Here is a 23,749-nt window from a genome sequence, read left to right as displayed (position 1 = left end):
CAGCCATCCTTGCAAAGTAACGGAAGAATCCATGAGCGCGGCCAGGCTTCTCACGGGAGAGGAGCCTGGCGCTGGCGGCCAATCGCGGAGACAAGAGCCTCGCGGCCGCGCCGCCTCAGCCGAAGTGTCTCCAGCTCGAACTTGGTGCCGGCCGCCTGCTTCCAGCAGCAGAGGATACCGGCAAGGCACGGCAATCGCGGGCGGCGCTGGCAGGTTTCCCTCGCAAAAACACTTGGCTTTCGCGGCGGCCGCTTGTTATATTGCGCCGTCGCAAACTGAAGATGAATCCCCGGCCGGCGCCGGCGCGTGCCATCTGCGCCCGTTGCCCGCCGGAGGATTTGAATTTTGCGAAGCAGATCTTGTGAGAAGGGAGAAATCATGGTCTTCACCGGCAAGAATATGCTCACGCTGGCCGGCATCATGAGTGTGTTGGTGGCATTGCTGCATGTTGCCATTGTCATTGCCGGCGCGCCCGGCTATCGTTTTTTCGGCGCCGGTGAAGAGCTGGCGCGCCGCGCTGCCGCCGGCTCGCTACTGCCTGCGGTGCTGACGCTCGGCATCGCGCTGCTGTTTGCCGTCGCGGGATTGTATGCCTTCTCCGGCGCCGGCTGGCTGCGGCGGCTGCCCGGCTTGCTGCCCGTGCTGGTCATCATTGCCGCCATTTACAGCCTGCGCGGCCTCAGCGTCTTTTCCGAGTTGGCGTTCAAGGTTTTCTCGCCGCCGGCGTTTCCGCTGCGCTACGTGATCTTTTCCGGCGTTGCGCTGGTAATCGGAGTCTTGTATGTTGCCGGCCTCAAGCTCAGTTGGCAAAGCTTGCGGGCGAATGCCGTTCCACCTGAATCGAGATGAACATGGATCTGCGCGCGTCGTTGTTCAAGTATCGGAGTTACACCCCGATTCCGTTGCTGATCGCAATTCTGCTGCTGGCAAAGCCCACGCCCGTCAGCTTGATCACCGGTTTTCTGGTTGCCCTGGCCGGGGAAAGCCTGCGGCTGTGGGGCGTGCGGCACGCCGGCGGCGCCACCCGCACCACCGGGCAGGTGGGCGCGGGCGCGGTGTTGATCACGCACGGACCGTTTGCCTACGTCCGCAATCCGCTTTATCTCGGCAATTTCATTCTGAGCCTGGGTCTGTGCTTGATGGCCAATGCCTGGATGCCGTGGATGCTGCTGGTGTTCGTGGCGGCCTTTGCCTGGCAATACCGCATGATCATCGCATTGGAAGAGGAACACTTGCAGCAGCGCTTTGGCCAGGTCTACACCGACTATTTCAACAACGTGCCGCGCTTTCTGCCACGCTTGACGCCCTTCAATAAGCAACCGGTCGACGTGATGCCACTCCGCCGCGCACTCAAGATCGAGCGCAACACGCTTATGAGTTTTACCGCGGTCAGCTTGGCGATCTTTCTGATCTGGAGATTTTAGAGCCGTGTGAAACCGCGCAGGCAGCCGGCTCGGCCAGGCGTTGGAAACGCAACCGGCGCGGAAATTTCTTGCCGGGTAGCAGCGCATGAGTCTGGGGATACGCTTTTGGCATTACAACGTTAGGTCGAATTCTATTGCACAGGCAAATAGCCCCGCTGGCGCATACCGTCAAGCCGAATTCTCTGGCACAGACAAAGCGCTCCGCCGCGGCGAAGCACAAAACAAAATCTTGACCCATGCCCACCTCTCCCGACATTCTCATTGTGGCCGGCGAAGCCAGCGGCGATTTGCACGGCGCCCGTCTGGTGCAGGCGCTCAAGGCTGCGGCGCCCACCTGCCGCATCTTTGGCATCGGCGGTGATGGCATGGCCGGCGCCGGCATGGAATTGCTTTTTCACATTCGCGATATGGCGGTGGTCGGCTTCTCGGAAGTCATTCGCCATCTGCCGTTCCTGCGCAAAGTCATGGCGACGCTGCTGGCCGAAGTCGAACGCCGCCGGCCCGCGGTTGTCATTTTGATCGACTATCCCGGCTTCAATCTGCGGCTGGCGCGGCGGCTGCAGCGGCACGGCTGCAAGATTCTCTACTACATCGCGCCGCAAGTGTGGGCGTGGGGCAAGAACCGCATCCCCAAAATGGCGAAATTGGTGGATGAGCTGGCGGTGGTGTTTCCCTTCGAAGAACCGTTGTTTGCCGATGCCGGCGTGCGCACGCATTTCGTCGGACATCCGCTGCTGGAAGGTTTGTCGCCCCGCCTCTCCCGCCGGGAATTCTTTGCGGCGCACGGATTCGTTGAAGGCAAACCGTTGCTCGGACTTTTACCCGGCAGCCGGCATCATGAGATCATGCGTCTGCTGCCGGATATGATCACCACCGCCCAGCAATTGCGTCAACGCCACCCCGGTCTGCAAATCGCCGTGGGACAGGCGCCGACTTTGCCGGTGCGCCTCTATCAAGAAATGATCCCCAATGGCGAAGTGCGCTTGCTCAGTGATGCCACTTACGAGTTGATGCGCGACAGCACTGCCTGCCTGGTGTGTTCGGGCACGGCCACGCTGGAGACCGCCTGCTTCGGCACGCCGCTCGCGATCGTCTATCGCGTTTCGCGGCTGTCTTATGCCATTGGCAAGCGTCTTGTCAAGCTGCCGCATATCGGTTTGGTGAATGTCGTGGCGAATCGCAAAATCGCGCCGGAATTCGTGCAGGAGGCGTTTCAACCGCAACACGTGGCGGAGGCGCTGTCACCCTATTTGCAGCCCACGCCGGAGCGGGAAGCGATTTGCCAAGCCTTGTTGCAGGTGCGCGAGCGGTTGGGCACGCCCGGCGCCAGTCAGCGCACGGCCGCCATTGCTTTGCGCCTGGCCGGCGTGAGCCCTGCGACAGAGGAGTAACAAAGCGAGAGGGTGAAACTGGTGAGCCAGCCGCGACGCACCTCGTCTCGCGGCTAGCGGATGAAGCAGAAAAGCCGGCTGCATAAACCATGCTGCCGGCTTTCGATTTTTGGGGGCGGGCAGAATTACTGCAAGGTTACAGTGCCCAGGCCGAAGTCTTTGCCGGCCGTGACCGGCACTTGCTCCTGGAGGAAGCTGCGGCCCAGCGTATCCGCAATGCTGACGGTGTAGCCGCCGGGCGGCAGAAATGCCAGCCGGAAGAAACCGGTGCCGGACTCGATCACGCTCGCGGTCACCGTATCGCCGCCGGCAATGGCATAGGCCATCGGCAAGGCCTCGCGGTTCACGACGGTTCCGGAAATCGAGCCGGTGAGTGCCAGCGCCGCCGCACGAATGACGGGTTTGAGCTTGAAGCCGTTGGGTTGTTGGCGCGGTCCGGTGATCACGATCGAACGCTGCGCGTCGAAATCAAGGACGAGATCGTAAGTCGACCCCGCGGCGACTTCGAAGTTGGCGAGCAGCTTCAAGCCGCTTTGCGCGCCGCTCGGCACATCGAGACTGAAGCTCTGCCCCTGCCAGACCACTTCCGCTGCCGCAATCTGCAAACGGATTTGTGTGTATGCGCCGGCTTCGACCTCGGCCTGGCCGAGCAAGAGGGTCTTGCCGTTGTTCCAGTCCAGCAGATTGACGGTTTGCGTCTGGCCGCTCAGCACCACCCATTGATTGTTGCGGTGAGCACTGACTTCCGTGAAGGTGATATTGACGGCGTCGAACGCGGCCGGCTTGTCGGTCAGCCAAAGGCGCAGCGTGGCCTGCTGCGGCTCCGGCGCCGTGCTCTCTTCGCCGCATCCGATCATCAACCCGCACCAACAGCCCGCCAGGAGCAACCCGTACTTCCGCATGTTTCACCTCTTTCGAAAAATGAATGCTGATTTGAATTCGATCTGCGGTCAGTAGGGATACAATTCCCGGGCCGTGGCCTCCTAATGTGAAGAAAATAAAAGATATTCGTCGTGTCAAGGCTGGACATAGCGGCCGTCTCACAGCCGCTTGCGAGGCGGATCAAAGAACGGCGTCTTCACGACTGTGGCGCCGGCTTGCTCGCGCGCGAACTCCACCGTGATTTCCATTTCGACCCTGGTGCCGAGCGCGGCATATTGGCTCTCGACCGTGCCGAGGGCGATGAACTTCTTCAGAATCGGCGAAAACGTGCTGCTGGTCGCCTGGCCGATTTGGCGGCCGTCACGATAGATCGGCACGGCCAGGCGCGAGGCGCGGCCGGCCACTTGGGGCGGCAGGTCAGCCGCGGCATAGAGGGCTTCCAATTCCTGCCAATCGACCTCGAGTCCGGCGAAGCGCCATTTCGGGCCGCGCGTTTTTTCAGCCCACAAAGCCGGGCGGCCGATGAAGTCGCCCTTGTCGAATTTCACCGCCCATTCCAACCCCACTTCCAGCGGTGAAGATTTGCGTGCTTCCGTGAGCGCCTTGTGGCTGGAGATGTAATCCACGTCGCCGAGCAGCAGGGCCGCCTCCACCCGCGCGATGTCCATCGCGACCATGCCGGCCGGCAGCAGGCCATAATCTTTCCCTTTGTCCATCAGCGCGTCCCACATCGTTTCTGCATGGATGGGATCAAACCACAGCTCATAGCCGAGATCGCCGGTGTAGCCGGTGCGAGTGACGGTGAGCGGCCTGCCGGCGAGCCGGCCGTGTGCCAGGCGAAAATACTTCAGCGCGGTGAAGTCCACGCCGGTGACGGTTTGCTGCAGAATCTCGCGCGACTTGGGCCCTTGCAGTGAGAGTGCCGCCAGCGCTGCGCTGACGTCTTCGACTTGGGCCTGCAGGCCGTAACCGCAGTCCTGGAACCAGCGCAGATTGGGATCCGCGGAGGTGATGCGAAAATGATCCTCGGCGAGACACGCCACGGTGCCGTCGTCGATCATCTTGCCCTGTTCATCGCACCAGGGCGTGTACAGCACCTGGCCAGCGCGGCAGGCTTGCGCCTCGCGCGTGATGACACGATCCACCAGCCGCCGTGCTTCCGGTCCGCGGATTTCATATTTGAACAGCGGCGAAACATCGATCAAAGCGGCGGCGTTGCGAATGGCATAGTACTCACGTTCGTGTGAAAATTCGTAGACGCTCACCGCGGCATAGCCCGCCCAATTGCGCCAGTCCAGGCTCTGACAGAGCGGCGCCATGCGCGAGTAGAAGGGAGAGGGGATCGGCATAAGGGAATTCCGCGCTGTGGGTGATTTCACCTTCATGAGAAATCGGAAACCGGACAAGCCGGCCCAAAGGCAGGCCAAGGTAAACAGAAATCGCAGCGAAGGCAAGAGCGGAAACGACACGGACGCAGTCGCAGGCGGGGCGCCACAAATGCCTTGCGTTTCAAATTCCTTGAGTGTATTATTTCGCCAATTTTGGCTTGTGAAGCTGCCGCCGGACGTCTCACCACGAAGGATCGCGAACGGACACGCATCGCATGACCACCGCGCGCAAGGCTGCGCGCCTTTTTCATCAAACCAGGCAACTCCCGCACGCGCGCTGACGCCGGGCAGCTACCATGGATTTTCGGCATGGACATTCTCAACCATCTTTCGCCGCGGCGCTTCCGTGCCGTTGACGATCTGCTCGCCTTCATTTCGATTTATGAGGATACCCGCCGCACCAGCGTCTATCGCGCCCTGTTGCGCCGGCACCAGAAACGGATCCAGGGTCAAGTTTGCGTGGAAGGCGGCTGCGGCCTCGCGGTGTTTGCCGTGGAGATGGCGCGTTTGGGCGCGCGGCACGTGTATGCCGTCGAGCAGAATCCGCTGCTGGCCAAACTCGCGCGGCAGCGGCTCGAGCGACTGCCGGCCGCGATCAGCCGCCGCGTCGAGGTGATTGAAATGCCGCTGCAGGAATTCCAGCCGCCGCAGCCGGTCGCGGTGCTGGCGCAGGAGTTCTACGGCCAGTTGCTGTACGATGAAGACTTGTGCGTACTCGAGCAGTTGCGTTTTCATCCGGACCTCGTGCTGCCGGAGGGCGGCGAATTGCGCGCCGGTGTGCTTGCGTCGGCGAAATACGTTGACCGTGAAGTGACGCCGGAGGTGCTGCAGGCACTCGCGGGCGTGTTGGTCGCCGGCTTGTTCGCCGAGCGCGGCCGCGAGTTGCAGTTTCCGGTGCTGCGCTGGCAATTCGGCAAGGGCTTGGAACAACTCACGGATGACATTCACGACCGCCGCGGCGATCTGCTCTGTTTCGGCGTGGTGGTCACGCATCGCGGCAGGCGCATTTGCACCGCCGGCCAGTGCCCGAACTGGTCCTGCGTGTGGACGCCGCGCACCGCCGATCGCTTCACGTTCGAATTCCGCCCGGCGGCGGCCGGCAGCGAGTGCCGCTTCTGCTGGCTGGCGTGACGAACGCGCAGCCGCCGCTCCCGCAACGCATGCCGGACACGCGCGCATGTTTTCTGCAACCAAGAACCCCGCGGACCAGGGCTCTTTCAGCAAGAGTTTTGAGGACAGCGAAGCGACGCCAACAAACCAGTGATTCACCTCTTCCTCACGGAGGCGTACATGCGGCAACTTCGTTACGATCGCGTTCATTGGGGCCTCACCGGTTGCGCCCTGCTGATGGCCGCGCTGCTCGCGCCGCCTGCGCCGGCACAGACCTTGACGCAAGATCGGCAGTATGAGCCCGTGCAAATGGCAGCCTTCAGTTTTCCGGATTTCTCCGGTGACATTGCGCCGGTCAATCAACTTTTCATGTATGCTTATCGCGGCGGCGTGTGGCAACAGATTCCCTTTCAAATTGATGAGCGCGGGCTGGAAGTGGTGCAGGGCGATTCCCTGCCCAACAGCTACTTTGCGCCGAAAGACGGCCGCCTGGACGACAATGACCAGCTTCTTTTCATGGCGCGTGACGCCGGCGAGCAGGCCGCCTTCTGGAATTGGATTAGCGACCCCTCGGCGCGCAGCTTCCCGCGCTATGAAATCCGGCTGCTCGATCCGCAAACTTCCCGCGAGGCGTATGTGTACTTGCATCGTTCCAGCACGCTGGCGCCCGACCCCGCGGTGGCTTCCTACATGCGGTATTCCCCCAGTCCGGCAGGCCGGGTGGCCGCCGATACGGTGCGCGGCGTGAGTTACATTCAAGGACATGCCAACAACGGTGTGCCGGATTTTCTCGCGGTGCCGGCCTCATTCGGCGGTTCCGGCATCGACTTTTTCGACCGCTTGAAATTGCGCATTCGCGCCGTCGTCTCGGTTCCGATTATCGGCAATCAGACGGTGACGGCGAATGAGCAGGACAACCTGATCGCGCTGGACAACAGCCTGCGAACCGTTGCGGGCAAGATTCGCGTCATTCGCGAAGTGCAAGAGCGGATCAACGTTTCGGTTTCCGTGCTCAACGTCAACGTCGACACCGTTGCCATCGCGCTCTTTTTCTATCCCTTTTCCCAGCAACTGTCCGGACAGATTCCTCTGCCTTCGGCCCTGGGCGCGCGGCTGCTGCGCGCGACCTTTGACTTCAACTCGAACATGGCCAATCAAACCTGGTACAACAAGAATACCACCACGCCACGCACCATTACCGGCGCCTCCGGCGGCATCAGCGAGGCCGAGGGCGTCATCGACATCCTGCCCAAGCGCAATTGGTTCAGCGCCAGCTCCAATCAGCACGGCAGCTTCGTCGGCATCTTCGGGATCGACAACATCCCGAACACCACGCAAAAATATTACTTCTGGGATGCGATGAGCGGCACCGGCGACGGCACCAGCGACACCGGCGACGGCCGTTCCTATGGCGACACCGGCTTCATCATCCAGGGCATCAACAACAATCCCATTGTGGCGACCTTTCAACTCGGCTTCATCTCCTACATTCTCGGCCCGAATTTGACGCGCGCGCAGGCCGTGGCGCTCAATGCCAATGCCGAAGCGCCGGTGAGCCAGATTCTGAATCTGCAAACCTACGACGGCATCGCGCCGGCGGCGGTGGCGGATTTGCGTGTCTCCAACTCCACCGCCACGAGCGTGGCCCTGTCGTGGACCGCGCCGGCAGATGTCGGCTCAACCGTGGCCAGCTATGAGCTGGGTTACTCGACCACAGCGGTGGGTGCTGACGTCAATGCCTGGTTTGAAAACACGGCCAGCAGAACCGGTAATTTGCCTGCGTCTGGCGTGCCTGGCACCACCGAATCAGTGATCATCGAAAACCTCACCACGGGAGCGCGTTACTTTTTCGTGCTGCGCTCGCGCGATGCCTTCGGCAATGTCTCGCCCTACTCGAATATTGCCACCATCGATGCCGTGCCGGTCGAATTGGTCGCCTTTCACGCGCAGGTCGAGCGCAATCAAACCGAGCTGCAGTGGAGCACTGCCAGCGAGACCAACAACCTCGGCTTTCAAGTGGAACGCCGGCAGGCCGCACGGGCGTGGCAGACCATCGGCTTCGTGCCCGGCCACGGCACCACCACGCAAACACGGTACTACAATTTTGTTGATCGCGATTTGCAGCCCGGGGAGTACACCTACCGCCTGCGCCAGGTCGATTTCAACGGCGCGTTTGAGTATTCGCCGGAAATCAGTGTGAATGTGAACGTTCCCCAGCGTTTTCTGCTGGCGCAGAATTACCCCAACCCGCTGCTCACCAGCCAGGGTTTTACCGTGATTCGTTATGAGCTGCCGCATGCGACGCCGCAGCCGGTGGCGCTGCGCATTTTCGATCTGCTCGGCCATGAGGTGCGGCGCCTGGTGAATGAAAACCAGGCTGCCGGCTACTACGAAGCCCGCTGGGACGGCCGCCGGGCGAACGGCGAGCGGGTCGCGGCCGGCCTTTACTTCGTGGAATTGCGTTCGGCGGGCCTGCGCGCCATTCAAAAGCTGACCGTGATGCAGTAATGCCAACCGGCCGGTTTGCCGGGCGATCATGACCGCGGCCACCGAACAAGGTTCGGCGGTCGGGTCGCAAGTCGCAGTCAACGGCGCACACGCGCCAGGTATTTTTCACATCAATCAGGAGAGGAGGAATTCATGCTGGCTCAATCCATTCGCTTCGTGCGGCTGGCGTACGTACTCATCGGCATTTACGCGATTTCGCGCTTCATTCTCGGCCTCGCCGGGGTGCCCTATGCGCCGCGCGGCAACGCCATGTTTTCCGTGGTGGGCGCGACCGTCATCAGCAGTTTCTACTTCGGCGCGCTGTCGCAGCGCGCCGGCTTCAACTGGCTGGGCACCGCGCTCACCGGCGCCAGCATCGGCGTGTACGCGCAGCTTTGGGTTCTGGTACTGACCCTCGTCAGCTATGTTGGCAGTTTTGAAACTTCCTACTTTCGCCATTGGGATGCGTTGAACGTGCCGCCGGATCAGGCGGTGACGCTGGCGAAGGCAACGGGACTGCGCGTCTCCGGTCTAATCGTCAACACGATCATCGCGACGGTGGTGGCGATGGTGGGACGGGTGCTCGGCGGCCGTCTGGCGCCCAAAGCCTCCTGACCTCGCCGGTCTGTCGTTTTTGTTTGGCGCCCAGCGCTGAGGCCGGGCGCAACACCTCGAGCCATCCGGCAACTGCCGGATGGCTTTTGTGTTTCGATGAGGGCTGGATTACCGCAGTGCGATCACTTCGAAGCCACCCGAATGAAAATCATTGCCGCACATCTTCCCGCCTATTTGCCGGGCGCTGATCTTTTTTGCAAGCTGGCACGCGCGGAGGCGCTGCTGTTCGCCGACCATCTGCAGTATTCCAAACATGGCGTGATCAATCGCGGCCGCATCAAGACGCCGGAGGGGGCGCGCTGGCTGACCGTGCCGGTGCTCACCAAAGCCCGGGGCCGCCAGGCGATTCGCGAGGTCGAGATCAATCGCAACGAGGCCTGGGCGCGGCGCCACTGGCGCAGCCTGCAGACGAATTACAATCTCGCGCCCTATTTCCTGCAATTCGCCGATCGTTTCGCGGCGATCTATCGCCGCGACTGGACCCGGCTGCTCGATCTCAATCTGGCGCTGTACGAGACGATCTGTGCTTGTCTGAAAATCACGAAACCGGTTTACCTCAGTTCAGAACTCGCGCTCGCGGCAACAGAGCAGCCCTGGCTGATTTCGGCAATCAAACAACTGGGCGGCACGGCTTACCTCACCGCAGCAGCGGCGCCCAATCTGCCGGAAGCAGCCTTTGCCCATGCCGGCCTCGAGTTGCATTATGTGCCGCGGCGGGAGATGAGCTATCATCAACTCTATGGCGAATTCATCGCCAATCTCAGCGTGGTGGATGTTTTGTTCAACGAAGGTGGAGATTATTTCAGGTGACCGGGGTGGCTGCCGGGATGCGACGATCGGCGGGGGCGGGCAAGCAGAATCCGGGCGGAGCAACAGCCGTGGCGGGTGAAAACAGAAGACGGCAGTGGACCTGCCGTTTTATTGCGGCTTCTTATCTGAGTTTTCCACCGCGTTGCGCAAGTCATTCAGAAAGCGTTCCATCGCGCGCATGATGGAGCTGAGCACGGTGGAATTCAAGTCGTGCTGGTAGTAGTTGGTGTAGACGACGCGGGTGCCGGAGGGCGTGGTGGCGAGTGACCATTCGCTGGTGCCGGGCAGCGGCCCGCCGGTGCGCTTGTAAACCAGGCGGCCGAGGCTTTGATCGCAGGCAACGACTTCGAGATTGTACTTGACCTTGGCCTCACCCGGGCCGGCAGTGACGAGGTAGCGCGCGCCCGTTTTCATCGTGTCATCGAGCGGTTCGACTTCTTGAAAGATCGGTGAGACCTTCGGCCAGTGCGCGATGTCGAGATAGGGCCACACCTCGGCAAGCGGCCGCTTGATTTCGATTGATTCCTTGAGCATCGACATGGGCTGCTTTCCTCAACGACACATGAGCGCCGGTCACAAGTTGCTGGCACAGACGGCGCAATATTAAAAAGAATCAGAGCGATAATCAAGCAGAAAGTCGGCGGTGGCGGCGCCGCGGCAGTTGGTTTTCATCATTGGCCGCGGGAAAATGAAAAAGGCGCTACCGCGAAGCGCCTTTGCAAGTTGACGTGGAGCTGACCGGGATCGAACCGGCGACCTCTTGAATGCCATTCAAGCGCTCTCCCAAACTGAGCTACAGCCCCAAAAAGCGGCAGTACAATAAAGAATCCGCCGGCCAAAGTCAAGCTGTTTTTGGCGCGGCCGCTACAGCCTAGTCAGCTTTTTCCACTCATTCTCCAAATCATTTAGAGCCAGGCTCAACTCCGCGCCATCAGTCTGGCGCTTCAGGCGAAGTTGGTTGCTTTCCTGCTCGCGCTCGCCGTAGAACCCGACATACTGCACGTTGCGGCCGGCGGCATAGTTGAATTGCTGTTTCAAACCGGCGGCCTCGGGATAGACATCGCAAGACACGCCCAGGCCGCGCAACCGGTTGGCGAGCGCCAAAACTTCGGCCTGGGTTTCGGCAAAATTCATGAGCATAACTTGAATTGCACCCGCCGCCGCATCAAACCGGCCCTGTTCGTCCAGCACCAACACCACGCGCTCCAGCCCAAGCGAAAAGCCGCAGGCGGGAATCACTTGCCCGGCAAACATGCCGACCAGGCCGTCATAGCGGCCACCGCCGCCCAATGAGCCGGCCGCGCCCGGCACAATCACTTCGAAAATCGCGCCGGTGTAGTAAGACAGGCCGCGCGCCAGGCTGGGGTTGATCATCAATCGCGGCCCGGCAGCCGTGTCCCGGCTCAGTACCAGAATCGTGCGCAACGCCTCGAGGCCGGCAACGGCCGCGGGCCGGTGCAGCTCTTCCCCGAGGCGCGCCAGCCGCTGTTCGTTGTCCGGGAGATTCTGCACCTGCTCCAACAGCCGCAGGAGTCTTTCTGCCGCCGGCACGGCCAGCCCGCGTTGCACCAGCTCCGCGCGCACACCAGCAGTGCCGAGCTTGTCGAGCTTGTCGACCGCCACCAGTGCGGTGGCTTCCAGCTCAGCCGGCGCGCCCGCCGCCTCGATTAACCCGCGCAAGACTTCGCGATGGTTGAGGCTGATGCTGTAGGTGCTGAACTGCAGGCGATCCAGCACGGTGCACGCAGCCGCCAACACTTCGGCTTCGACCACCAGTGACGAACTGCCGCATACATCGAGGTCGCACTGCATGAACTCGCGAAAGCGGCCCTTGGCGGGACGGTCAGCACGCCACACCGGCTGAATTTGATAGCGCTTGTAGAATTTGGGCAATTGGCTGCGATAGCGCGCCATCACCCGCGCCAATGGAACAGTGAGATCGTAGCGTAACGCCAGATCGCTGAGTTCGTTTTGCGCGCCCGCGCCGGCTGCCAGCACCTCCTGCAATTTCTCCCCGCGGCGAAGAATGCGAAACAAAAGCTGGTCGCCTTCTTCGCCATATTTCCCTAGCAGCGTGCTGAGATTCTCGAACGCCGGCGTCTCCAGCGGCTCGAAGCCGAATGACTCGTACACTTCCTGAATGACGCGAATCACCTGGCGGCGCTTGCGCAATTCATCGGCGAGAAAGTCGCGGGTGCCGCTCGGCGGCTGCACACTTATCATCTTGAGAAATACTCCTCGTTTTGCAGTTACCAGATCTCACGTCTTTCCGGCAGCGGGCTGCGGCACTGATTCCATTTCGAGCACCAGCAAAGAGAGCGGCACGAGCAGGTAGCCGGGCGCCACCGCGAACTCGGCATAGTCCGCGCCGATTTCGACGAGTTGCGCGCTGCCGGCCGCAGATTTGCTCACCGCAAAGTGGAAGCCCCCGTAGACCGGCCGCAACTCTCCGCGCCGGCCCAGGTAGTTGCGCAGTACTTCGGCGTAACGTTTCATGGTCAGTCTCTGGCAAAGGCGAGTGACACGATTTTCCAGCGGCCCTGATGGTGCATCAGGGTGAAGGCATCGATGCCGGTCCACGTCTCGACGGTGCCGGGCTCGCCGAAGCGCGCTTGGTAACGCGCCCAGACCTGGGCCAGGTCCTGAAAGGCGTGCACTTCAGCGTCGAGCATGCGCTCGGCGAAAATCGATTTGCTGTCCGGGCCCTGGGCCGTCTGCGCGAGGAACTCCGGCAGTGAAGTCACCACCACGCGCGGTTGCGTTTCCTGCGGCGGCTGCCAAATGGTGGTCAACGTGGCGCCGGGCCAGAAGTGTTCGGCAAAGGCGGTCCAATTGCGCGCGCTGAAATCGCTGTAGTAATTCCTGATCTCTTGCAGGATCTCATCGCGCCGGGGATCGCCGGGCGGCAGGGCCGGCAGCGCCGCTTGCGAACCCGACCGCTTCGCCGGTTCACTGGTGCACGCCAGCAGGGAGAAACTCAGGCAGATTGCCCAGGCAACTCGTTTCATTTTTCTTCTTCCTTGGTCCAGTCCGGAATGGCAGGCGAGCCGTCTTGGCGGAACCTCTTCTTCTGTTTGCGGCAACAGCGGGTGTACCGGGCAAGCCCGGCGGGTGATCCGCAGCGCGGACGCACCTCAAGCAGCGATCATCGTCTCGTAATTCGCCATGAACTCCTGATCCCAACGCACGTAGTTTTCGCGGATGCGCGCGACCTGGGCGTCGAGATTGTCGGCCGTCCAGGTGCTGGTCTCTTCCGCGGGATGAAAACGCAGCAACACCGTGCCCGGCCGCACCTGCAGCGATTTGCCCGGGCACAGCCGGCGCGCGCCGCCGAAGTAGATTGGAACAATGGGATACTGCAGATCCATCGCCATGCGAAAAGCGCCCTTTTTGAAGACGCCGATGGCGCCGTGTTCGATGCGCGTGCCTTCCGGCATGACGAACAGGCTGTAGCGCTGCCGCCGGATGCGCGCATAGGCGCGATTGAGCGTGGCCACCGCCTGTGCCGAATCCTGGCGCTTGACGAAGATCTGGCCGCTGAGCAGGCCCATGACGGCGAACATGGGATTGTAGAGAAACTCGTGCTTGGCCACGAAGCGCACGCGCGGCAGCCGCAGCGCGAGAATCAAGAAGATGTCGAGCGTTGAGCTGTGGTTGCCGATGAAGATGGCGGGGCGGCGCACCGGATTTTCGAGATGCTGGAATTTGATCTTGACGCCGGCGCAGGCGAGCACGAAGCGCCCGATCCAACTGCCGAAGGTGGTGGTGATGAAGTTCTGTGCCTGCCCGAGCGTGACCACGCTGATCACCATCACGCCGATCATCCCGCCGATCAGCGCGAGCAACGTCATCAGGGTGAGATAGGCCGTGCGCACGCGGCCCGTGGAAGGGGTGTCGATGGCAGTTCTCCCGTGATTGAAGAGGAGGGGACGTTCCCGTCTCTTTCAGCTTTTCATGTTGACGAATTGCACCGGGATTTCCACGTTGCTCTCGCGCACCAGCTTGATGATCGCCTGCAAGTCGTCGATCTTCTTTCCGGTCACCCGCACCTGCTCGTCCTGTATCGCCGCCTGCACCTTGAGCTTGCTGTCCTTGATGATCTTGACGATTTCGCGCGCGGTGTCCTTGTCCAGCCCCTTCTTGATCTTGACTTCGACCTTGATGGTTTTGCCCTGGCCGGGCTCGGGGTCGCCGAACGCGAGAGCACGCGGATCGATTTTGCGCTTCGCCAGGTGAATGGAGAGAATCTCACGCACCGCCCGCGCCTTCATCTCGTCTTCGGTGTGCAGCGCGATCGTCAATTCCTTCTTGTTGAGCTCGAGCCGCGTGTTGGAGTTACGGAAGTCATAGCGGGTCGCCAACTCTTTCCTGGCGTTGTTCAGGGCGTTATCGACTTCCTGCAAATCCACCTCACTGACAATATCAAAGGATGGCATGCCGTGTCCCTGCGAATTGATTGGTCACCCTTGAACCGCAAGCGTGAATTCGATACATTGGCGGCGGCAATGTACGGCCAGCCTGTCTGAGACGCAAGCGCTTTTTCCGGCAGCGGCAGGCGCTGGCGCACGATCAAGCCTCACCAATCCGAGGGAGAACATGTTCGCAGGTCAGATTACCTGGTGCCGGCAGCGCCTGGAGGCGTACCGCACGAAATGGCAGACGTTTTATCAACAACAACTGGAACAGGCGCAGAAACTCAAGCAAAAGGGCGAGAGCACGTACCGCCGCTACGAAAAATATCTTCCCCTCGCCGCTTTTGCCACGGGTTTCGTCTACGATTCCCTGACGCTGACGCGCATCGATGCCTGGCTGGATAATGTCATCCTGCTGATCTACACCCTGTGCGCCGGCGTGCTGCTCATCATCCTGGGCCGGCTTGAGCGCGGGTACCGCTTCCCGGCCTGGCTGGAGCAGCGCCGGGATTGGATCATCTTCGGCCTGCATTTCCTCTTCGGCAGCCTGCTGTCGAGCTACGTTGTGTTCTACTTCAAGAGCGCGGGCGTGTTCACCTCCTATCTCTTCATCGGCCTGCTGGTGGCGCTCATGCTGATCAACGAATTCTTCTCGCATCGCCTGCGCCACATTCGTCTGTTGGTCGCAATCTACTTCTTCTGCTGCTTCGCCTTTCTCACCTTCTTTCTGCCGGTGGTGACGCGGGTGATGAACGCGCTGATGTTTCTCGCGAGCGGGATGTTGAGCCTGGCGCTGATCGCCGGCGTTTGGCTCGCCATTTACGGCAAATCGCTGGCCGAGATGAAAAACGATCTGCGCCGGCTGCTGTGGCCGCCCGCCGCGATCTTCGCCGCGCAGATTCTGTTCTATTTTCTCAACTGGATGCCGCCCGTGCCGCTGGCACTCAAGGATGGCGGTATCTACCGCAGTGTGCGGCGCGTCGAGGACCGCTATGAAGTCAAGTACACGGCGCCGGCCTGGTGGCAGGTGTTCAAGAAGGATGACCGCGACTTTGCCTATGCGCCGGGCGACACGATTTACTGTTTCGCCGCGGTGTTCGCGCCCACGGATTTGAAGCAGCGCATCGTGCATCATTGGCAGAAGAAGAACGCGGCCGGCGACTGGGTGACGCGCGACGAGATTTCCTACGAAGCGCGCGGCGGCCGGGACGGCGGCTGGCGCTGGTATACGCGCAAACGCAACGCCGAGCCCGGCCTCTGGCGCGTCGAAGTGCGCACGCAAAGCGGCCGCCTGCTCGGCCGCATTCCGTTTCGCGTGCGGGAAGCCACAGAACGGCCCGTCCGATTCACCACTGCCTATCTCTGACGCGCCTTGACTTTGGCGGGTGCCCTTTGCTATCTTGCCGGTGCACGAATGAACCGCAACTCAACCAGGATTGCCATATGCAAATTGGAATTGTAGGCCTGCCTTTTGCCGGCAAGACGACGATCTTCTCCACTCTGCTGAAGCACAAGAGCACCGAGGGCGCCTTTCACAAGCCCGAGATGGAGCGCGGCATGGTGAAAGTGCCTGATGCCCGTCTCGACCGGCTGACCGCGATGTTCAATCCCAAGAAAAAAGTCAACGCCGTCATCGAGTATGTCAAAGTTCAGGGCCTGGACAGCAGCGGCGACAAGCCCCTGGCCCTGTCTCCGCAGTTTCTCGCGAATCTGAAAAACGTGGACGCCATCATGCTGGTGGTGCGGGCCTTCGAGAATGAAAACATGCCTCATCCGCTCAACCGCATCGATCCCAGCCAGGATATCTATTTCATCAACAGCGAATTCCTGCTCAGCGATCTCGCCGTGGTCGAAACCCGCATCGAGCGCCTGGAAAAGGGCCTGGCCAAGATCAAGGACGAGCTGCAGGTCCGGGAGCTGGCGTTGATGCAGCGCTTCCGCCAGCAACTCGAGCAGGAAAAGCCGCTGCGCGAGCTGGAGCTGGCAGCGGAGGATGAGAAGATGATTCGCGGTTATCAGTTTCTCACGCTCAAGCCGCTGCTTTACGTCATCAACATCGCGGAGGACAGAATTGCGCAAGCCGCCGAAATCGAAAAAAACCTGGCGGCGCACGTGACCCCGCATTGTGCTCTGACCTCGCTGAGCGCGGAAATCGAGCGAGAGATTTCAGAACTGAGCGACGAAGATGCGGCCACTTTCATGGCCGATCTCGGCATCACCGAGCCGGCGCTGCACAAGCTCATCCGCACTTCTTACGAGCTGCTTGGCCTGATCTCATTTTTCACGGTGGGGGAGGACGAGTGCCGGTCGTGGACGATCCGGCGCGGCACGCGGGCACAGCAGGCCGCCGGTGTGATTCATTCCGACTTGGAGAAGGGCTTCATCCGCGCGGAAACGGTGCACTATGAGGATTTGATCGCCCAGGGCAGCCAACATGCCTGCCGGGAAAAAGGCCTGCTTCGGCTGGAGGGCAAGGATTACGTGGTGAAGGATGGCGACATTTTGAACATTCGGTTCAATGTGTAAGGCCAACTGCTGCTCCAACTCCGGGCAGTGCGCATGACTGAAGCCTCCCGTTGGTCTTTCCTCAATGGCTCTGTGGGTAGAGATGGAGTGCATCAGCCCAGCCGGATACAAAGCTCACGAAGCATTTGAAAGGTATCTACGCACCTGACTTTGAATGGCTGGCAGGCATTGGGGATGGGGATCTTCCGGCGCACATATTGATCATACTCTTCATGGGTGACAATGATTTTGCCATCGGCGTGGGCAAAAGCCACAAGCCAGGCATCGGCATTATCACCGTCGGCAAAATCCGCTCTCGCCTCTGCGGTAAATTGATGCTGGCTTTGCGACCATTGCATGATTTGACGGTAGACAATTAGCACATCGTCACGATTGGTGGGGCGAAACCACTGTTGAAATCGACCATTGGCCCATTGTGTTAGTTCATCTTTGCCGCGATCTAACTCGACTTTGACACGATCAATGCTTATCAAGCGCCCTCGCTCAGCATACTCCACCAGCGCCTCCCAGAATCGCGGCGCAATATCGAAGGCGTAATACCGACGCGCTGCCTGGATGAATACATTGGCATCCAAAACATAGGTGGGCATTGCATTCATGCCACCATCCCCAAAATCGCCTGTGCATAGCGGTCAAAAGTTTGGCCGTGAAGACCGACAAGCCGGTAGGCCTCGCGATAAAGCAAACGACCTTCCCGGGCAGCACGTATGACTGCCTCTCCAAAACGCCTTCCGATACGAAGATTCTGAGTTGCATAGAAGTCACCGCTACCCTGTTGTGACCGGCGTTCGCGTTCGGTTTGGGCAAGATAGAATTTCAAGAACTCTTCTTTTGTGATGAGACTGAGCTCGAGAGCGCGACGAGCGGCCACGATCTCGCTAACCCTGAATTGTTGAGCAATAGCCTGGAAACGGCTGCTCATCTTGCGGACCGAGGGCCAGAAACGGCGCAATAGCGAGGCAGGAACGAGGAATTCTGCCGCGACGCGGTTGCAGGCCTGTTCGATCCTATTCTGTGCCGGTTCCAGATTGCGTAGGTCGAACGCAGCACTTTGGCCGAACCAGACATGGGCAAGTTCATGTGCCAGTGTGAACATTTGCGCAGCCTTGGCATCCGCACCATTGACAAAGACGAGCGGAGCATATTCATCTGCCAGAACGAAACCGCGAAACTCGTCGACTTTCAAAATGCGGTGCGTGTTGTTGCCCACAATGCCACTGACAGCCACTAGAATTCCGGCCTGATCAATCTTATCAATCAAAGCTTTCAGTGCGCCCGTCCAGTTGCGATGATCGTCAACCCACGTCGGGCCCAATCCCAAAATCTCTTTCATTTGGTGTGCAACCTCTTCAGGAGGAGCGGTGAGCGATGCCGAGCGAACAAACCGCAGCGGTTCCCACCCCTCTTCGATAAGCTGCTCACGAAACCAGGCTTGACGCCGCAACATCCAATGCACTGTATCAATAAGTTCCGGACTGGCCACGCCGGGAGGCGTGTCTTTTTCTTCTTTTGTGCGGAAAAGAGCAATGGGAAGCGGGTCGGCGGGTGGTGCTTCGAGCAGCAAATATCCAAATGGCATTCGAGATGCCCTTGCAAAGTCCTCGAGTTGGCGAAGAGTCGGGCTGGCTTCACCACTTAACCAATCGGAAAGGCGCGGAAAGCTGGTGTGTAACTCTCGAGCGCGGCCGGAACGCGCCAGCGCCCAGGCAAGCACGGAGGTATTTACCGACAATCTCATCTTCATTCCTCCTGTCAGCGTCCTTCGACCTCTACCCCTTCATCACTCGCACGCGCACGGCACGATCGCCTTTCATCTCCCGCCGGACGTCGAAGCCCACGCGCTGGCCGGGTTTGAGCTGGCGGCCCGGCACGCTGGCGTCCAAATCATGAGCGTGCACGAAAAGATCCTCGTCCTCATCGGTGGTGATGAAGCCGAACCCCTTGGTCGGGTCCCATCTCTTGACCGTGCCGTATTGCATGAATGCCTCCAAAAAAGTGCCGATGAATCTGCCGGCCGGACTGCAGCGCGGCCGCCAATTGCAATTGCCGTAGTCCGTGCTCTGTCATTGCACGAAATCCCTCTCATTCAACTTCACCACCAGCACCGGGCACGGCGCATGGCGGATCACCCGGGCAGTATTGCCGCCCAGGAAGAACTCCTGCAGCCGGCTCAGACCGCGCGTGCCCATCACGATCAAATCAATGTCCTGCGCTTCGGCGAATTTGACGATTTCGTGATAGGGCCGGCCCACCTGCACGTGCGTTTGGTGGCGGCGCGGCTTCTGCTCGAAGCCGGCCAGCCAGCGTTCCATTTCTTCGTGTGACAGCGTGATGAAATCCCTGCTGAACTGCTCGGCGAGCGCGTGATTGACGGCGTAGTGCGCGGGATAAACCGGCATGTCGACGACGTGCAGAATCTGAAGCTGGGCATTGAACAACTGGCTGAGCGCAATGGCATAGCGCAGGGCCTTCTCACTGTCCGGCGAGAAGTCGATGGGCGCGAGGATTTGAAGATAGGGCATCACTTCCTCGGTGGCTGCCGGACCGGCCGTGCGTGCCACCAGCACCGGGCAGTTTGCCGAGCGCATCAAGTCTTCCGCGAGGCTGCCCATGAACAGATGGCTCAGCCCGCTGCGGCCGTGCGTGCCGGCGACGATCAAGTCGGATTGGATTTCCGCGGCGAAGCGCGTGATCTCTTCCGCGGGATGGGCGTTGTGGCGCAGCTCCCGCCGCACCTGCAACCGTTGCAGCGGCTGCAGACCAAAGCGCTCTGCAACCTCCTCCTCTGCCGCCGCTTCTTCTTCGTCACGGGCGGGATCCAGCTCCGGGAACTCCGCCGCGGCTTTGCCCTCTTTGGCAGTGATGACGTGCAACATGGTGAGTCGGGCGCCGAACCGCTCGGCCAGCATGGCAGCGTGCCCAATCGCCGCCGCCGGCGGCTCCGAGAAGTCGGTCGGGATCAGGATTTCGCGGATCTGAATCATGCCACACCTCGCCTCATCATGGTTTCAAACCTGGCCGGCGGCTTCGGCGCCAAAGGCCTCCATCAAGTAAGCATAGTAGCTCGCCGGCAGTGTTTTGCCGTGCTTGGCGTATCCGTGCGCCAGAATGTGGGATTTTTGCAGCAACATTGCAAGTGTTGCGTGCTGCCAATCGGCCGGGAGGCCGCCGTGGTGCAGCATCTTGAGCAGCGCCCGCACGCGGTAGCGATCCAGCCCCCAGTCGCTGCGCGAAAGCTGATCGGCATGGCCGCCGCGCTTGATCACCAGCGGCGCATCGAGAAAGCCGACTTCGTGGCGCGCCGTGACGCGCAGCCACAGATCATAATCTTCGCAGAGCGGCAGTTCTTCATCGAATTCCCCCACAGCCTCGAACAGCTCGCGCCGCATGCACACCGCCGACGGGCTGATCACGCAGCGCGGCAGGCACAGCGGGTAAATCCAGCCGCCGGCCTTGCGGTGAATGTTCTTTTGATTGACGCGGCGGCCGTTGCGAATCCAAATTTCATTGGTGTGGCACAACAGCACGCCGGGATGCTGCTCCAGCCACGCCCGCTGGCCTGCCAGTTTTTCCGGCGCCCACAAATCATCGGAATCAAGAAAGGCGAGGAAACGGCCGGCCGCCTCGCGCCGGCCATGATTGCGGCTGGCCGACACGCCGCGCCGCGGCTGCCGCAGGTAACGTACGCGCTCTCCCCAGGCCGCGCAGATTTGCGGCGTTGCATCGGTGGAGCCGTCGTCGACGATTAACAGCTCGAAATCCGCCTCGGTTTGCGCCCACACCGAAGCCACCGCCTCGCGCAAAAACGCCGCGCGATTGTGAGTCGGGATGATGACGGAGATCAACGGCGTTCGGCTCATGACTGACATCGCTTGGTTTTTGTCCCATAATAGCCAGCCGCAGACTCAATGTCAATCGCGGCGGTGCCGTTACGGCGCACGAGAAACACCCCTCACCTTCGAGAATGATATTGCGCCCGGCGGAAATTTTGACTAAATTCCGCCGCAACAAAGGGATTTGGCCAAACGCTGAGGCGGAAGGACATGATATCAAAGCCGCTGTTCGCCATCTTGATGGTGGCGCTGCTCTTGGGGTTCGGAAACTCGTGCATCTGCGTCGTCGATGACAATGGAGAAGAGCAAGAAAATGGCGACGGCGTTCAGGAGTCCATCGGCACACCCAGCTCGGGCTGCCAACAACCCATCTACACCCAAGGCCTGCCCCGTCCCGATGAATACACCGTAGTGATCAAAGTCTTCCCCAGCGAGGTCAGTGCACGCGGATTTTCGCAGAAACTGCGCGAGGACCGTATTCACAACTATTGTTACCCACAGAGCAACGGCTGCTGGGTGGTTTCCGTGGGGCGTTATTGGGATGCCAAACCCGCGCAGAAAATGCTGAACAAGTTGGTGTTTGAATTTGGCTACAGCAAGGCAAAGATTCGCAAACCCGGCGATAAGGACATCGAGTGTCGCGAACATCACTAGCGCCGGCTTCCCGTCTGCAAACGAAGCAAGTTTGAAGCTTGCGCTGCAACCTCTTCGCGGGCGTAAAAGCTTTTCCAGAGTAATGCGATAGGACGATTATGATTGCGCTGCCGCTCTTTCCCAAGCTCAAGTTGGGATACTTCTGCACTGTCGTGGCCCTGCTCTTCGTTGTCGCGTGCACCGATCGCGGGCAGAATCCTCCTTCGGTGCGGGATGGCGTCTCCACCGGCGCGCCGGATTCTGAGGCGCCTGCTCCGCCGCCCGAAGGCGGTAAGCCGCCTGCCGGCGGTGATCTGGAACCCCCGGCCAGTCCACTGGGCGAATATGCCTACTCGGTGCTGGTCGATGCGTTTGCCCAGCGGCTCGATGCCGATCATCTCGCCTATCAATTGCGCATGAAACGCATCAACAATTTCGTGTATCTGTATGAAGGCGAATGGCGCGTGTGCGTCGGCACCTATGCCACCAAAGGGCGCGCCCGGCGCACGCTGCGGCAGGTGCATGAAAAGGGCTTCACCGCCGCGCGCGTCATCGGGCCGGGTGATGACGGCATTCCGCCGCCCCGCCGCGAATGAAGCCGCCCGCTGCGGGCGCAACCCGGTCAATGCTCCTGCCTGCGATGATTTGATTCACGCCACCCAAATCTGCTCCAGACTTTCACGCGGCCGCGCGATCAAGATTTCGCCGCCGTCCACGATGATTTCCGCCGGCCGCGGCCGCGCGTTGTAATTCGAGCTGAGCGAAAAGCCGTACGCGCCGGCGGTCATCACTGCCAGCAAATCCCCGCGCTGCAGCGCCGGCAGTTCTCTCTCCTTCGCCAGAAAATCCCCGGATTCACAAATCGGACCCACCACGTCATACTTCCCCTGCTCGGCCGCCGTGAGCTGAACCGGCACAATTTGATGATAGGCTTGATACAGGCTCGGCCGGATCAAATCCGACATGCCGGCATCCACCACCGCAAATCGCTTGCCTTGCGCTTCCTTGACATACAACACGCGCGTCACCAACACGCCGCTGGTGGCGACCAATGCCCGGCCCGGCTCGAACAGAATCTCGCAATCGAATTGCCGCAAAGGCGCGAGCAACAACTCCGCCACCTGCGCCGGCGCGAGCGCCAGTCCTGCCGCCGGTGCGGTTTCCGTGGCCGGGGTAATCGCGTTTTCGTAGAGCACGCCCAGTCCGCCGCCGACATCGAGATATTCCACCCGCTGCCCGGTGGCCAGCGCCTGTTGCGCCAATTCCGCCATGGCGCTGCCGACCGCGGCAAAGGGAGCAGCTTCGGTGATTTGCGAGCCGATGTGCATGTGCAAACCCACGAGCCGCACGTGCGCAAAGTCTTTCAGCCGGGCGAGCAGCGCGCGCGCGGCCGGCAATTCCACGCCGAACTTGTCGGCCTGCCGGCCGGTGGAAATGTAGGGATGGCCGTGAATGTCGATGTTGGGATTGACCCGCAGTGCCACCGGCGCCACGCGATTCTGCTGCCGCGCCAGTTCGTTGATCACCGCCAGTTCGGCTGCGGATTCGACATTGAAGCCGCGAATGCCGGCCTGCAATCCTGCCATGATTTCATCATCGCGCTTGCCCACGCCGGCAAAGACGATGCGGCCGGCGGCCATGCCCGCTTGCAAGGCAAGCTGCAGCTCGCCCACGGAAACCACATCCGCGCCCGCGCCCAAGCCGGCCAAATCACGCAACACATGGGGATTGGAGTTCGCCTTGAGCGCATAACAAATCCGGTGCGGATGATCCGCGAACGCGGCATCGATCTCGGCAAAATTCTCGCGATAGGTGCGGCGGCTGTACAAGTAAAACGGCGTTGCCACCCTGGCCGCTACCTGCGCCAGCGGCACGTTTTCGCAGTGCAATTGTGAAGCAGTGTAGTAGAAATGCTGCATGGCATGATCCTGAAGTCGATGACCATCCAACCTGCAAATTCAATTCAACACCATACTCGCCTCGAACTCCTCCAGCACCGCCGGTTCGAGATCGTGATACCAGTGCTCGTGCTTCGACCATTCCAGGCAAACGAGGCAGCGCGTGTTGCGCCAAACCTTGCCGCACTGCGGGCAGCGGCCGTGCGTGTCAAACGTGTTCCAGCAATGGTCGCAACCGGGATGGCAAATCCACCGTGCGTCGGCCGTGGGTTGCCACCGGCAAATGGGGCAGTAGATCTTCATCAGGTCGGAACTCCGCAAATGTTCAATTGACGGCGTG

The 23,749-nt window shown here is 60.7% G+C and carries 26 protein-coding genes and 1 tRNA gene; 11 read left to right on the top strand and 16 right to left on the bottom strand.

All coding sequences use genetic code 11. From position 1 onward, the window contains the following. Window positions 1-378: 378 nt before the first annotated feature. From L6R21_11455 to lpxB, 3 genes are all read left to right on the top strand, one after another. A complete protein-coding gene (locus L6R21_11455; protein ID MCK6559802.1) occupies window positions 379-849 on the top strand; it encodes a hypothetical protein in 471 nt (156 codons plus the stop codon). 2 nt (window positions 850-851) lie between these two features. After that, on the top strand, window positions 852-1,424 hold the full coding sequence (locus L6R21_11450) for an isoprenylcysteine carboxylmethyltransferase family protein (GenBank protein ID MCK6559801.1): 573 nt from the start codon (window positions 852-854) through the stop codon (window positions 1,422-1,424). A 236-nt stretch (window positions 1,425-1,660) separates the two neighbouring features. Continuing rightward, complete coding sequence (lpxB, locus tag L6R21_11445) at window positions 1,661-2,815, top strand: lipid-A-disaccharide synthase (GenBank protein MCK6559800.1); 1,155 nt, start codon at window positions 1,661-1,663, stop codon at window positions 2,813-2,815. 125 nt (window positions 2,816-2,940) lie between these two features. Here lpxB and L6R21_11440 read toward each other — a convergent pair whose 3' ends face one another. Together L6R21_11440 and L6R21_11435 are read right to left on the bottom strand one after the other, a co-directional pair. Next, the gene (locus tag L6R21_11440; GenBank protein MCK6559799.1) at window positions 2,941-3,717 is read right to left on the bottom strand and encodes a DUF4382 domain-containing protein; all 777 of its coding nucleotides are present in this window, start codon (window positions 3,715-3,717) and stop codon (window positions 2,941-2,943) included. 138 nt (window positions 3,718-3,855) lie between these two features. Beyond that, window positions 3,856-5,046 (bottom strand): aminomethyltransferase family protein, encoded by a 1,191-nt coding sequence (locus tag L6R21_11435; GenBank protein MCK6559798.1) that lies wholly within the window; start codon window positions 5,044-5,046, stop codon window positions 3,856-3,858. 348 nt (window positions 5,047-5,394) lie between these two features. Here L6R21_11435 and L6R21_11430 point away from each other — a divergent pair, with 348 nt between their 5' ends. The 4 genes from L6R21_11430 (at window position 5,395) to L6R21_11415 (ending at window position 10,107) form a co-directional block, all read left to right on the top strand. Continuing rightward, window positions 5,395-6,216 carry a hypothetical protein gene (locus tag L6R21_11430; protein MCK6559797.1) on the top strand — a complete coding sequence of 274 codons (822 nt, stop codon included), beginning with the start codon at window positions 5,395-5,397 and terminating at the stop codon, window positions 6,214-6,216. A gap of 159 nt (window positions 6,217-6,375) precedes the next feature. Continuing rightward, complete coding sequence (locus L6R21_11425) at window positions 6,376-8,703, top strand: fibronectin type III domain-containing protein (protein MCK6559796.1); 2,328 nt, start codon at window positions 6,376-6,378, stop codon at window positions 8,701-8,703. Window positions 8,704-8,835: 132 nt separating this feature from the next. After that, window positions 8,836-9,297, top strand: coding sequence for a hypothetical protein (locus L6R21_11420; protein ID MCK6559795.1), 462 nt, complete (start codon window positions 8,836-8,838; stop codon window positions 9,295-9,297). A gap of 141 nt (window positions 9,298-9,438) precedes the next feature. Further along, the gene (locus L6R21_11415) at window positions 9,439-10,107 is read left to right on the top strand and encodes a WbqC family protein (protein MCK6559794.1); all 669 of its coding nucleotides are present in this window, start codon (window positions 9,439-9,441) and stop codon (window positions 10,105-10,107) included. 108 nt (window positions 10,108-10,215) lie between these two features. On the opposite strand, the gene L6R21_11410 is transcribed toward L6R21_11415, so the two are convergent. The 7 genes from L6R21_11410 to L6R21_11380 all read right to left on the bottom strand — a co-directional run bounded on the left by L6R21_11410 (window position 10,216) and on the right by L6R21_11380 (window position 14,543). Beyond that, window positions 10,216-10,647, bottom strand: a complete 432-nt coding sequence (locus L6R21_11410) for an SRPBCC family protein (GenBank protein ID MCK6559793.1) — start codon at window positions 10,645-10,647, stop codon at window positions 10,216-10,218. A gap of 189 nt (window positions 10,648-10,836) precedes the next feature. After that, a tRNA-Ala gene (locus tag L6R21_11405) sits at window positions 10,837-10,910 on the bottom strand. Between the two features lie 61 nt (window positions 10,911-10,971). Continuing rightward, window positions 10,972-12,330, bottom strand: a complete 1,359-nt coding sequence (gene hisS / locus L6R21_11400) for a histidine--tRNA ligase (GenBank protein MCK6559792.1) — start codon at window positions 12,328-12,330, stop codon at window positions 10,972-10,974. A 36-nt stretch (window positions 12,331-12,366) separates the two neighbouring features. Then, window positions 12,367-12,603 carry a hypothetical protein gene (locus tag L6R21_11395; GenBank protein ID MCK6559791.1) on the bottom strand — a complete coding sequence of 79 codons (237 nt, stop codon included), beginning with the start codon at window positions 12,601-12,603 and terminating at the stop codon, window positions 12,367-12,369. 2 nt (window positions 12,604-12,605) lie between these two features. After that, entirely contained in the window at window positions 12,606-13,115 is a 510-nt protein-coding gene (locus tag L6R21_11390; protein ID MCK6559790.1) for a nuclear transport factor 2 family protein, read from the bottom strand. Window positions 13,116-13,241: 126 nt separating this feature from the next. Next, a complete protein-coding gene (locus L6R21_11385) occupies window positions 13,242-13,982 on the bottom strand; it encodes a 1-acyl-sn-glycerol-3-phosphate acyltransferase (protein ID MCK6559789.1) in 741 nt (246 codons plus the stop codon). A 69-nt stretch (window positions 13,983-14,051) separates the two neighbouring features. Further along, complete coding sequence (locus L6R21_11380) at window positions 14,052-14,543, bottom strand: YajQ family cyclic di-GMP-binding protein (protein MCK6559788.1); 492 nt, start codon at window positions 14,541-14,543, stop codon at window positions 14,052-14,054. Between the two features lie 160 nt (window positions 14,544-14,703). On the opposite strand from L6R21_11380, the gene L6R21_11375 reads away from it, so the two are divergent. Both L6R21_11375 and ychF read left to right on the top strand, forming a co-directional pair. Further along, a complete protein-coding gene (locus L6R21_11375) occupies window positions 14,704-15,885 on the top strand; it encodes a DUF2914 domain-containing protein (GenBank protein MCK6559787.1) in 1,182 nt (393 codons plus the stop codon). Window positions 15,886-15,962: 77 nt separating this feature from the next. Continuing rightward, complete coding sequence (gene ychF / locus L6R21_11370; protein MCK6559786.1) at window positions 15,963-17,045, top strand: redox-regulated ATPase YchF; 1,083 nt, start codon at window positions 15,963-15,965, stop codon at window positions 17,043-17,045. A 92-nt stretch (window positions 17,046-17,137) separates the two neighbouring features. Here ychF and L6R21_11365 read toward each other — a convergent pair whose 3' ends face one another. The 5 genes from L6R21_11365 to L6R21_11345 all read right to left on the bottom strand — a co-directional run bounded on the left by L6R21_11365 (window position 17,138) and on the right by L6R21_11345 (window position 20,905). Further along, on the bottom strand, window positions 17,138-17,644 hold the full coding sequence (locus L6R21_11365) for a DUF4411 family protein (protein ID MCK6559785.1): 507 nt from the start codon (window positions 17,642-17,644) through the stop codon (window positions 17,138-17,140). Further along, entirely contained in the window at window positions 17,641-18,783 is a 1,143-nt protein-coding gene (locus L6R21_11360) for an ImmA/IrrE family metallo-endopeptidase (protein MCK6559784.1), read from the bottom strand. The genes L6R21_11365 and L6R21_11360 overlap by 4 nt, the downstream gene beginning before the upstream one ends. 31 nt (window positions 18,784-18,814) lie before the next feature. Further along, window positions 18,815-19,024, bottom strand: a complete 210-nt coding sequence (locus L6R21_11355; protein MCK6559783.1) for a cold shock domain-containing protein — start codon at window positions 19,022-19,024, stop codon at window positions 18,815-18,817. Between the two features lie 84 nt (window positions 19,025-19,108). Continuing rightward, a complete protein-coding gene (locus L6R21_11350; GenBank protein MCK6559782.1) occupies window positions 19,109-20,029 on the bottom strand; it encodes a universal stress protein in 921 nt (306 codons plus the stop codon). Between the two features lie 24 nt (window positions 20,030-20,053). Continuing rightward, the gene (locus L6R21_11345) at window positions 20,054-20,905 is read right to left on the bottom strand and encodes a glycosyltransferase family 2 protein (protein MCK6559781.1); all 852 of its coding nucleotides are present in this window, start codon (window positions 20,903-20,905) and stop codon (window positions 20,054-20,056) included. Between the two features lie 183 nt (window positions 20,906-21,088). On the opposite strand from L6R21_11345, the gene L6R21_11340 reads away from it, so the two are divergent. Continuing rightward, window positions 21,089-21,532: a hypothetical protein gene (locus L6R21_11340; protein MCK6559780.1), complete on the top strand. Its 444-nt coding sequence runs from the start codon at window positions 21,089-21,091 to the stop codon at window positions 21,530-21,532. Window positions 21,533-21,630: 98 nt separating this feature from the next. Then, complete coding sequence (locus L6R21_11335) at window positions 21,631-22,107, top strand: SPOR domain-containing protein (protein ID MCK6559779.1); 477 nt, start codon at window positions 21,631-21,633, stop codon at window positions 22,105-22,107. A 54-nt stretch (window positions 22,108-22,161) separates the two neighbouring features. Here the strand turns inward: L6R21_11335 and lysA are convergent, their stop codons facing one another. Then, window positions 22,162-23,430 (bottom strand): diaminopimelate decarboxylase, encoded by a 1,269-nt coding sequence (gene lysA, locus L6R21_11330; GenBank protein MCK6559778.1) that lies wholly within the window; start codon window positions 23,428-23,430, stop codon window positions 22,162-22,164. 39 nt (window positions 23,431-23,469) lie between these two features. After that, window positions 23,470-23,712 carry a hypothetical protein gene (locus L6R21_11325; GenBank protein MCK6559777.1) on the bottom strand — a complete coding sequence of 81 codons (243 nt, stop codon included), beginning with the start codon at window positions 23,710-23,712 and terminating at the stop codon, window positions 23,470-23,472. Between the last annotated feature and the right edge of the window lie 37 nt (window positions 23,713-23,749).

The organism is bacterium (genome assembly GCA_023150945.1).
In the GTDB taxonomy this organism is placed as follows: domain Bacteria; phylum Zhuqueibacterota; class Zhuqueibacteria; order Zhuqueibacterales; family Zhuqueibacteraceae; genus Coneutiohabitans.
Note: the sequence above shows the minus strand (reverse complement) of the source record. Positions and strands in the feature narration are given on the sequence as shown.

What these genes read in the sequence shown, in the direction of transcription:
- L6R21_11375 (MCK6559787.1), top strand. Translation starts at nt 14,704, where the DNA reads ATGTTCGCAGGTCAGATTACCTGGTGCCGGCAGCGCCTGGAGGCGTAC.
- L6R21_11415 (MCK6559794.1), top strand. Translation starts at nt 9,439, where the DNA reads ATGAAAATCATTGCCGCACATCTTCCCGCCTATTTGCCGGGCGCTGAT.
- L6R21_11395 (MCK6559791.1), bottom strand. Translation starts at nt 12,603, where the DNA reads ATGAAACGTTACGCCGAAGTACTGCGCAACTACCTGGGCCGGCGCGGA.
- L6R21_11335 (MCK6559779.1), top strand. Translation starts at nt 21,631, where the DNA reads ATGATTGCGCTGCCGCTCTTTCCCAAGCTCAAGTTGGGATACTTCTGC.
- L6R21_11430 (MCK6559797.1), top strand. Translation starts at nt 5,395, where the DNA reads ATGGACATTCTCAACCATCTTTCGCCGCGGCGCTTCCGTGCCGTTGAC.
- ychF (MCK6559786.1), top strand. Translation starts at nt 15,963, where the DNA reads ATGCAAATTGGAATTGTAGGCCTGCCTTTTGCCGGCAAGACGACGATC.
- L6R21_11380 (MCK6559788.1), bottom strand. Translation starts at nt 14,543, where the DNA reads ATGCCATCCTTTGATATTGTCAGTGAGGTGGATTTGCAGGAAGTCGAT.
- L6R21_11350 (MCK6559782.1), bottom strand. Translation starts at nt 20,029, where the DNA reads ATGATTCAGATCCGCGAAATCCTGATCCCGACCGACTTCTCGGAGCCG.
- L6R21_11345 (MCK6559781.1), bottom strand. Translation starts at nt 20,905, where the DNA reads ATGAGCCGAACGCCGTTGATCTCCGTCATCATCCCGACTCACAATCGC.
- L6R21_11440 (MCK6559799.1), bottom strand. Translation starts at nt 3,717, where the DNA reads ATGCGGAAGTACGGGTTGCTCCTGGCGGGCTGTTGGTGCGGGTTGATG.
- L6R21_11425 (MCK6559796.1), top strand. Translation starts at nt 6,376, where the DNA reads ATGCGGCAACTTCGTTACGATCGCGTTCATTGGGGCCTCACCGGTTGC.
- L6R21_11365 (MCK6559785.1), bottom strand. Translation starts at nt 17,644, where the DNA reads ATGAATGCAATGCCCACCTATGTTTTGGATGCCAATGTATTCATCCAG.
- L6R21_11355 (MCK6559783.1), bottom strand. Translation starts at nt 19,024, where the DNA reads ATGCAATACGGCACGGTCAAGAGATGGGACCCGACCAAGGGGTTCGGC.
- L6R21_11360 (MCK6559784.1), bottom strand. Translation starts at nt 18,783, where the DNA reads ATGAGATTGTCGGTAAATACCTCCGTGCTTGCCTGGGCGCTGGCGCGT.
- L6R21_11325 (MCK6559777.1), bottom strand. Translation starts at nt 23,712, where the DNA reads ATGAAGATCTACTGCCCCATTTGCCGGTGGCAACCCACGGCCGACGCA.
- L6R21_11340 (MCK6559780.1), top strand. Translation starts at nt 21,089, where the DNA reads ATGATATCAAAGCCGCTGTTCGCCATCTTGATGGTGGCGCTGCTCTTG.
- lysA (MCK6559778.1), bottom strand. Translation starts at nt 23,430, where the DNA reads ATGCAGCATTTCTACTACACTGCTTCACAATTGCACTGCGAAAACGTG.
- L6R21_11410 (MCK6559793.1), bottom strand. Translation starts at nt 10,647, where the DNA reads ATGTCGATGCTCAAGGAATCAATCGAAATCAAGCGGCCGCTTGCCGAG.
- L6R21_11435 (MCK6559798.1), bottom strand. Translation starts at nt 5,046, where the DNA reads ATGCCGATCCCCTCTCCCTTCTACTCGCGCATGGCGCCGCTCTGTCAG.
- L6R21_11420 (MCK6559795.1), top strand. Translation starts at nt 8,836, where the DNA reads ATGCTGGCTCAATCCATTCGCTTCGTGCGGCTGGCGTACGTACTCATC.
- L6R21_11455 (MCK6559802.1), top strand. Translation starts at nt 379, where the DNA reads ATGGTCTTCACCGGCAAGAATATGCTCACGCTGGCCGGCATCATGAGT.
- L6R21_11450 (MCK6559801.1), top strand. Translation starts at nt 852, where the DNA reads ATGGATCTGCGCGCGTCGTTGTTCAAGTATCGGAGTTACACCCCGATT.
- L6R21_11390 (MCK6559790.1), bottom strand. Translation starts at nt 13,115, where the DNA reads ATGAAACGAGTTGCCTGGGCAATCTGCCTGAGTTTCTCCCTGCTGGCG.
- lpxB (MCK6559800.1), top strand. Translation starts at nt 1,661, where the DNA reads ATGCCCACCTCTCCCGACATTCTCATTGTGGCCGGCGAAGCCAGCGGC.
- hisS (MCK6559792.1), bottom strand. Translation starts at nt 12,330, where the DNA reads ATGATAAGTGTGCAGCCGCCGAGCGGCACCCGCGACTTTCTCGCCGAT.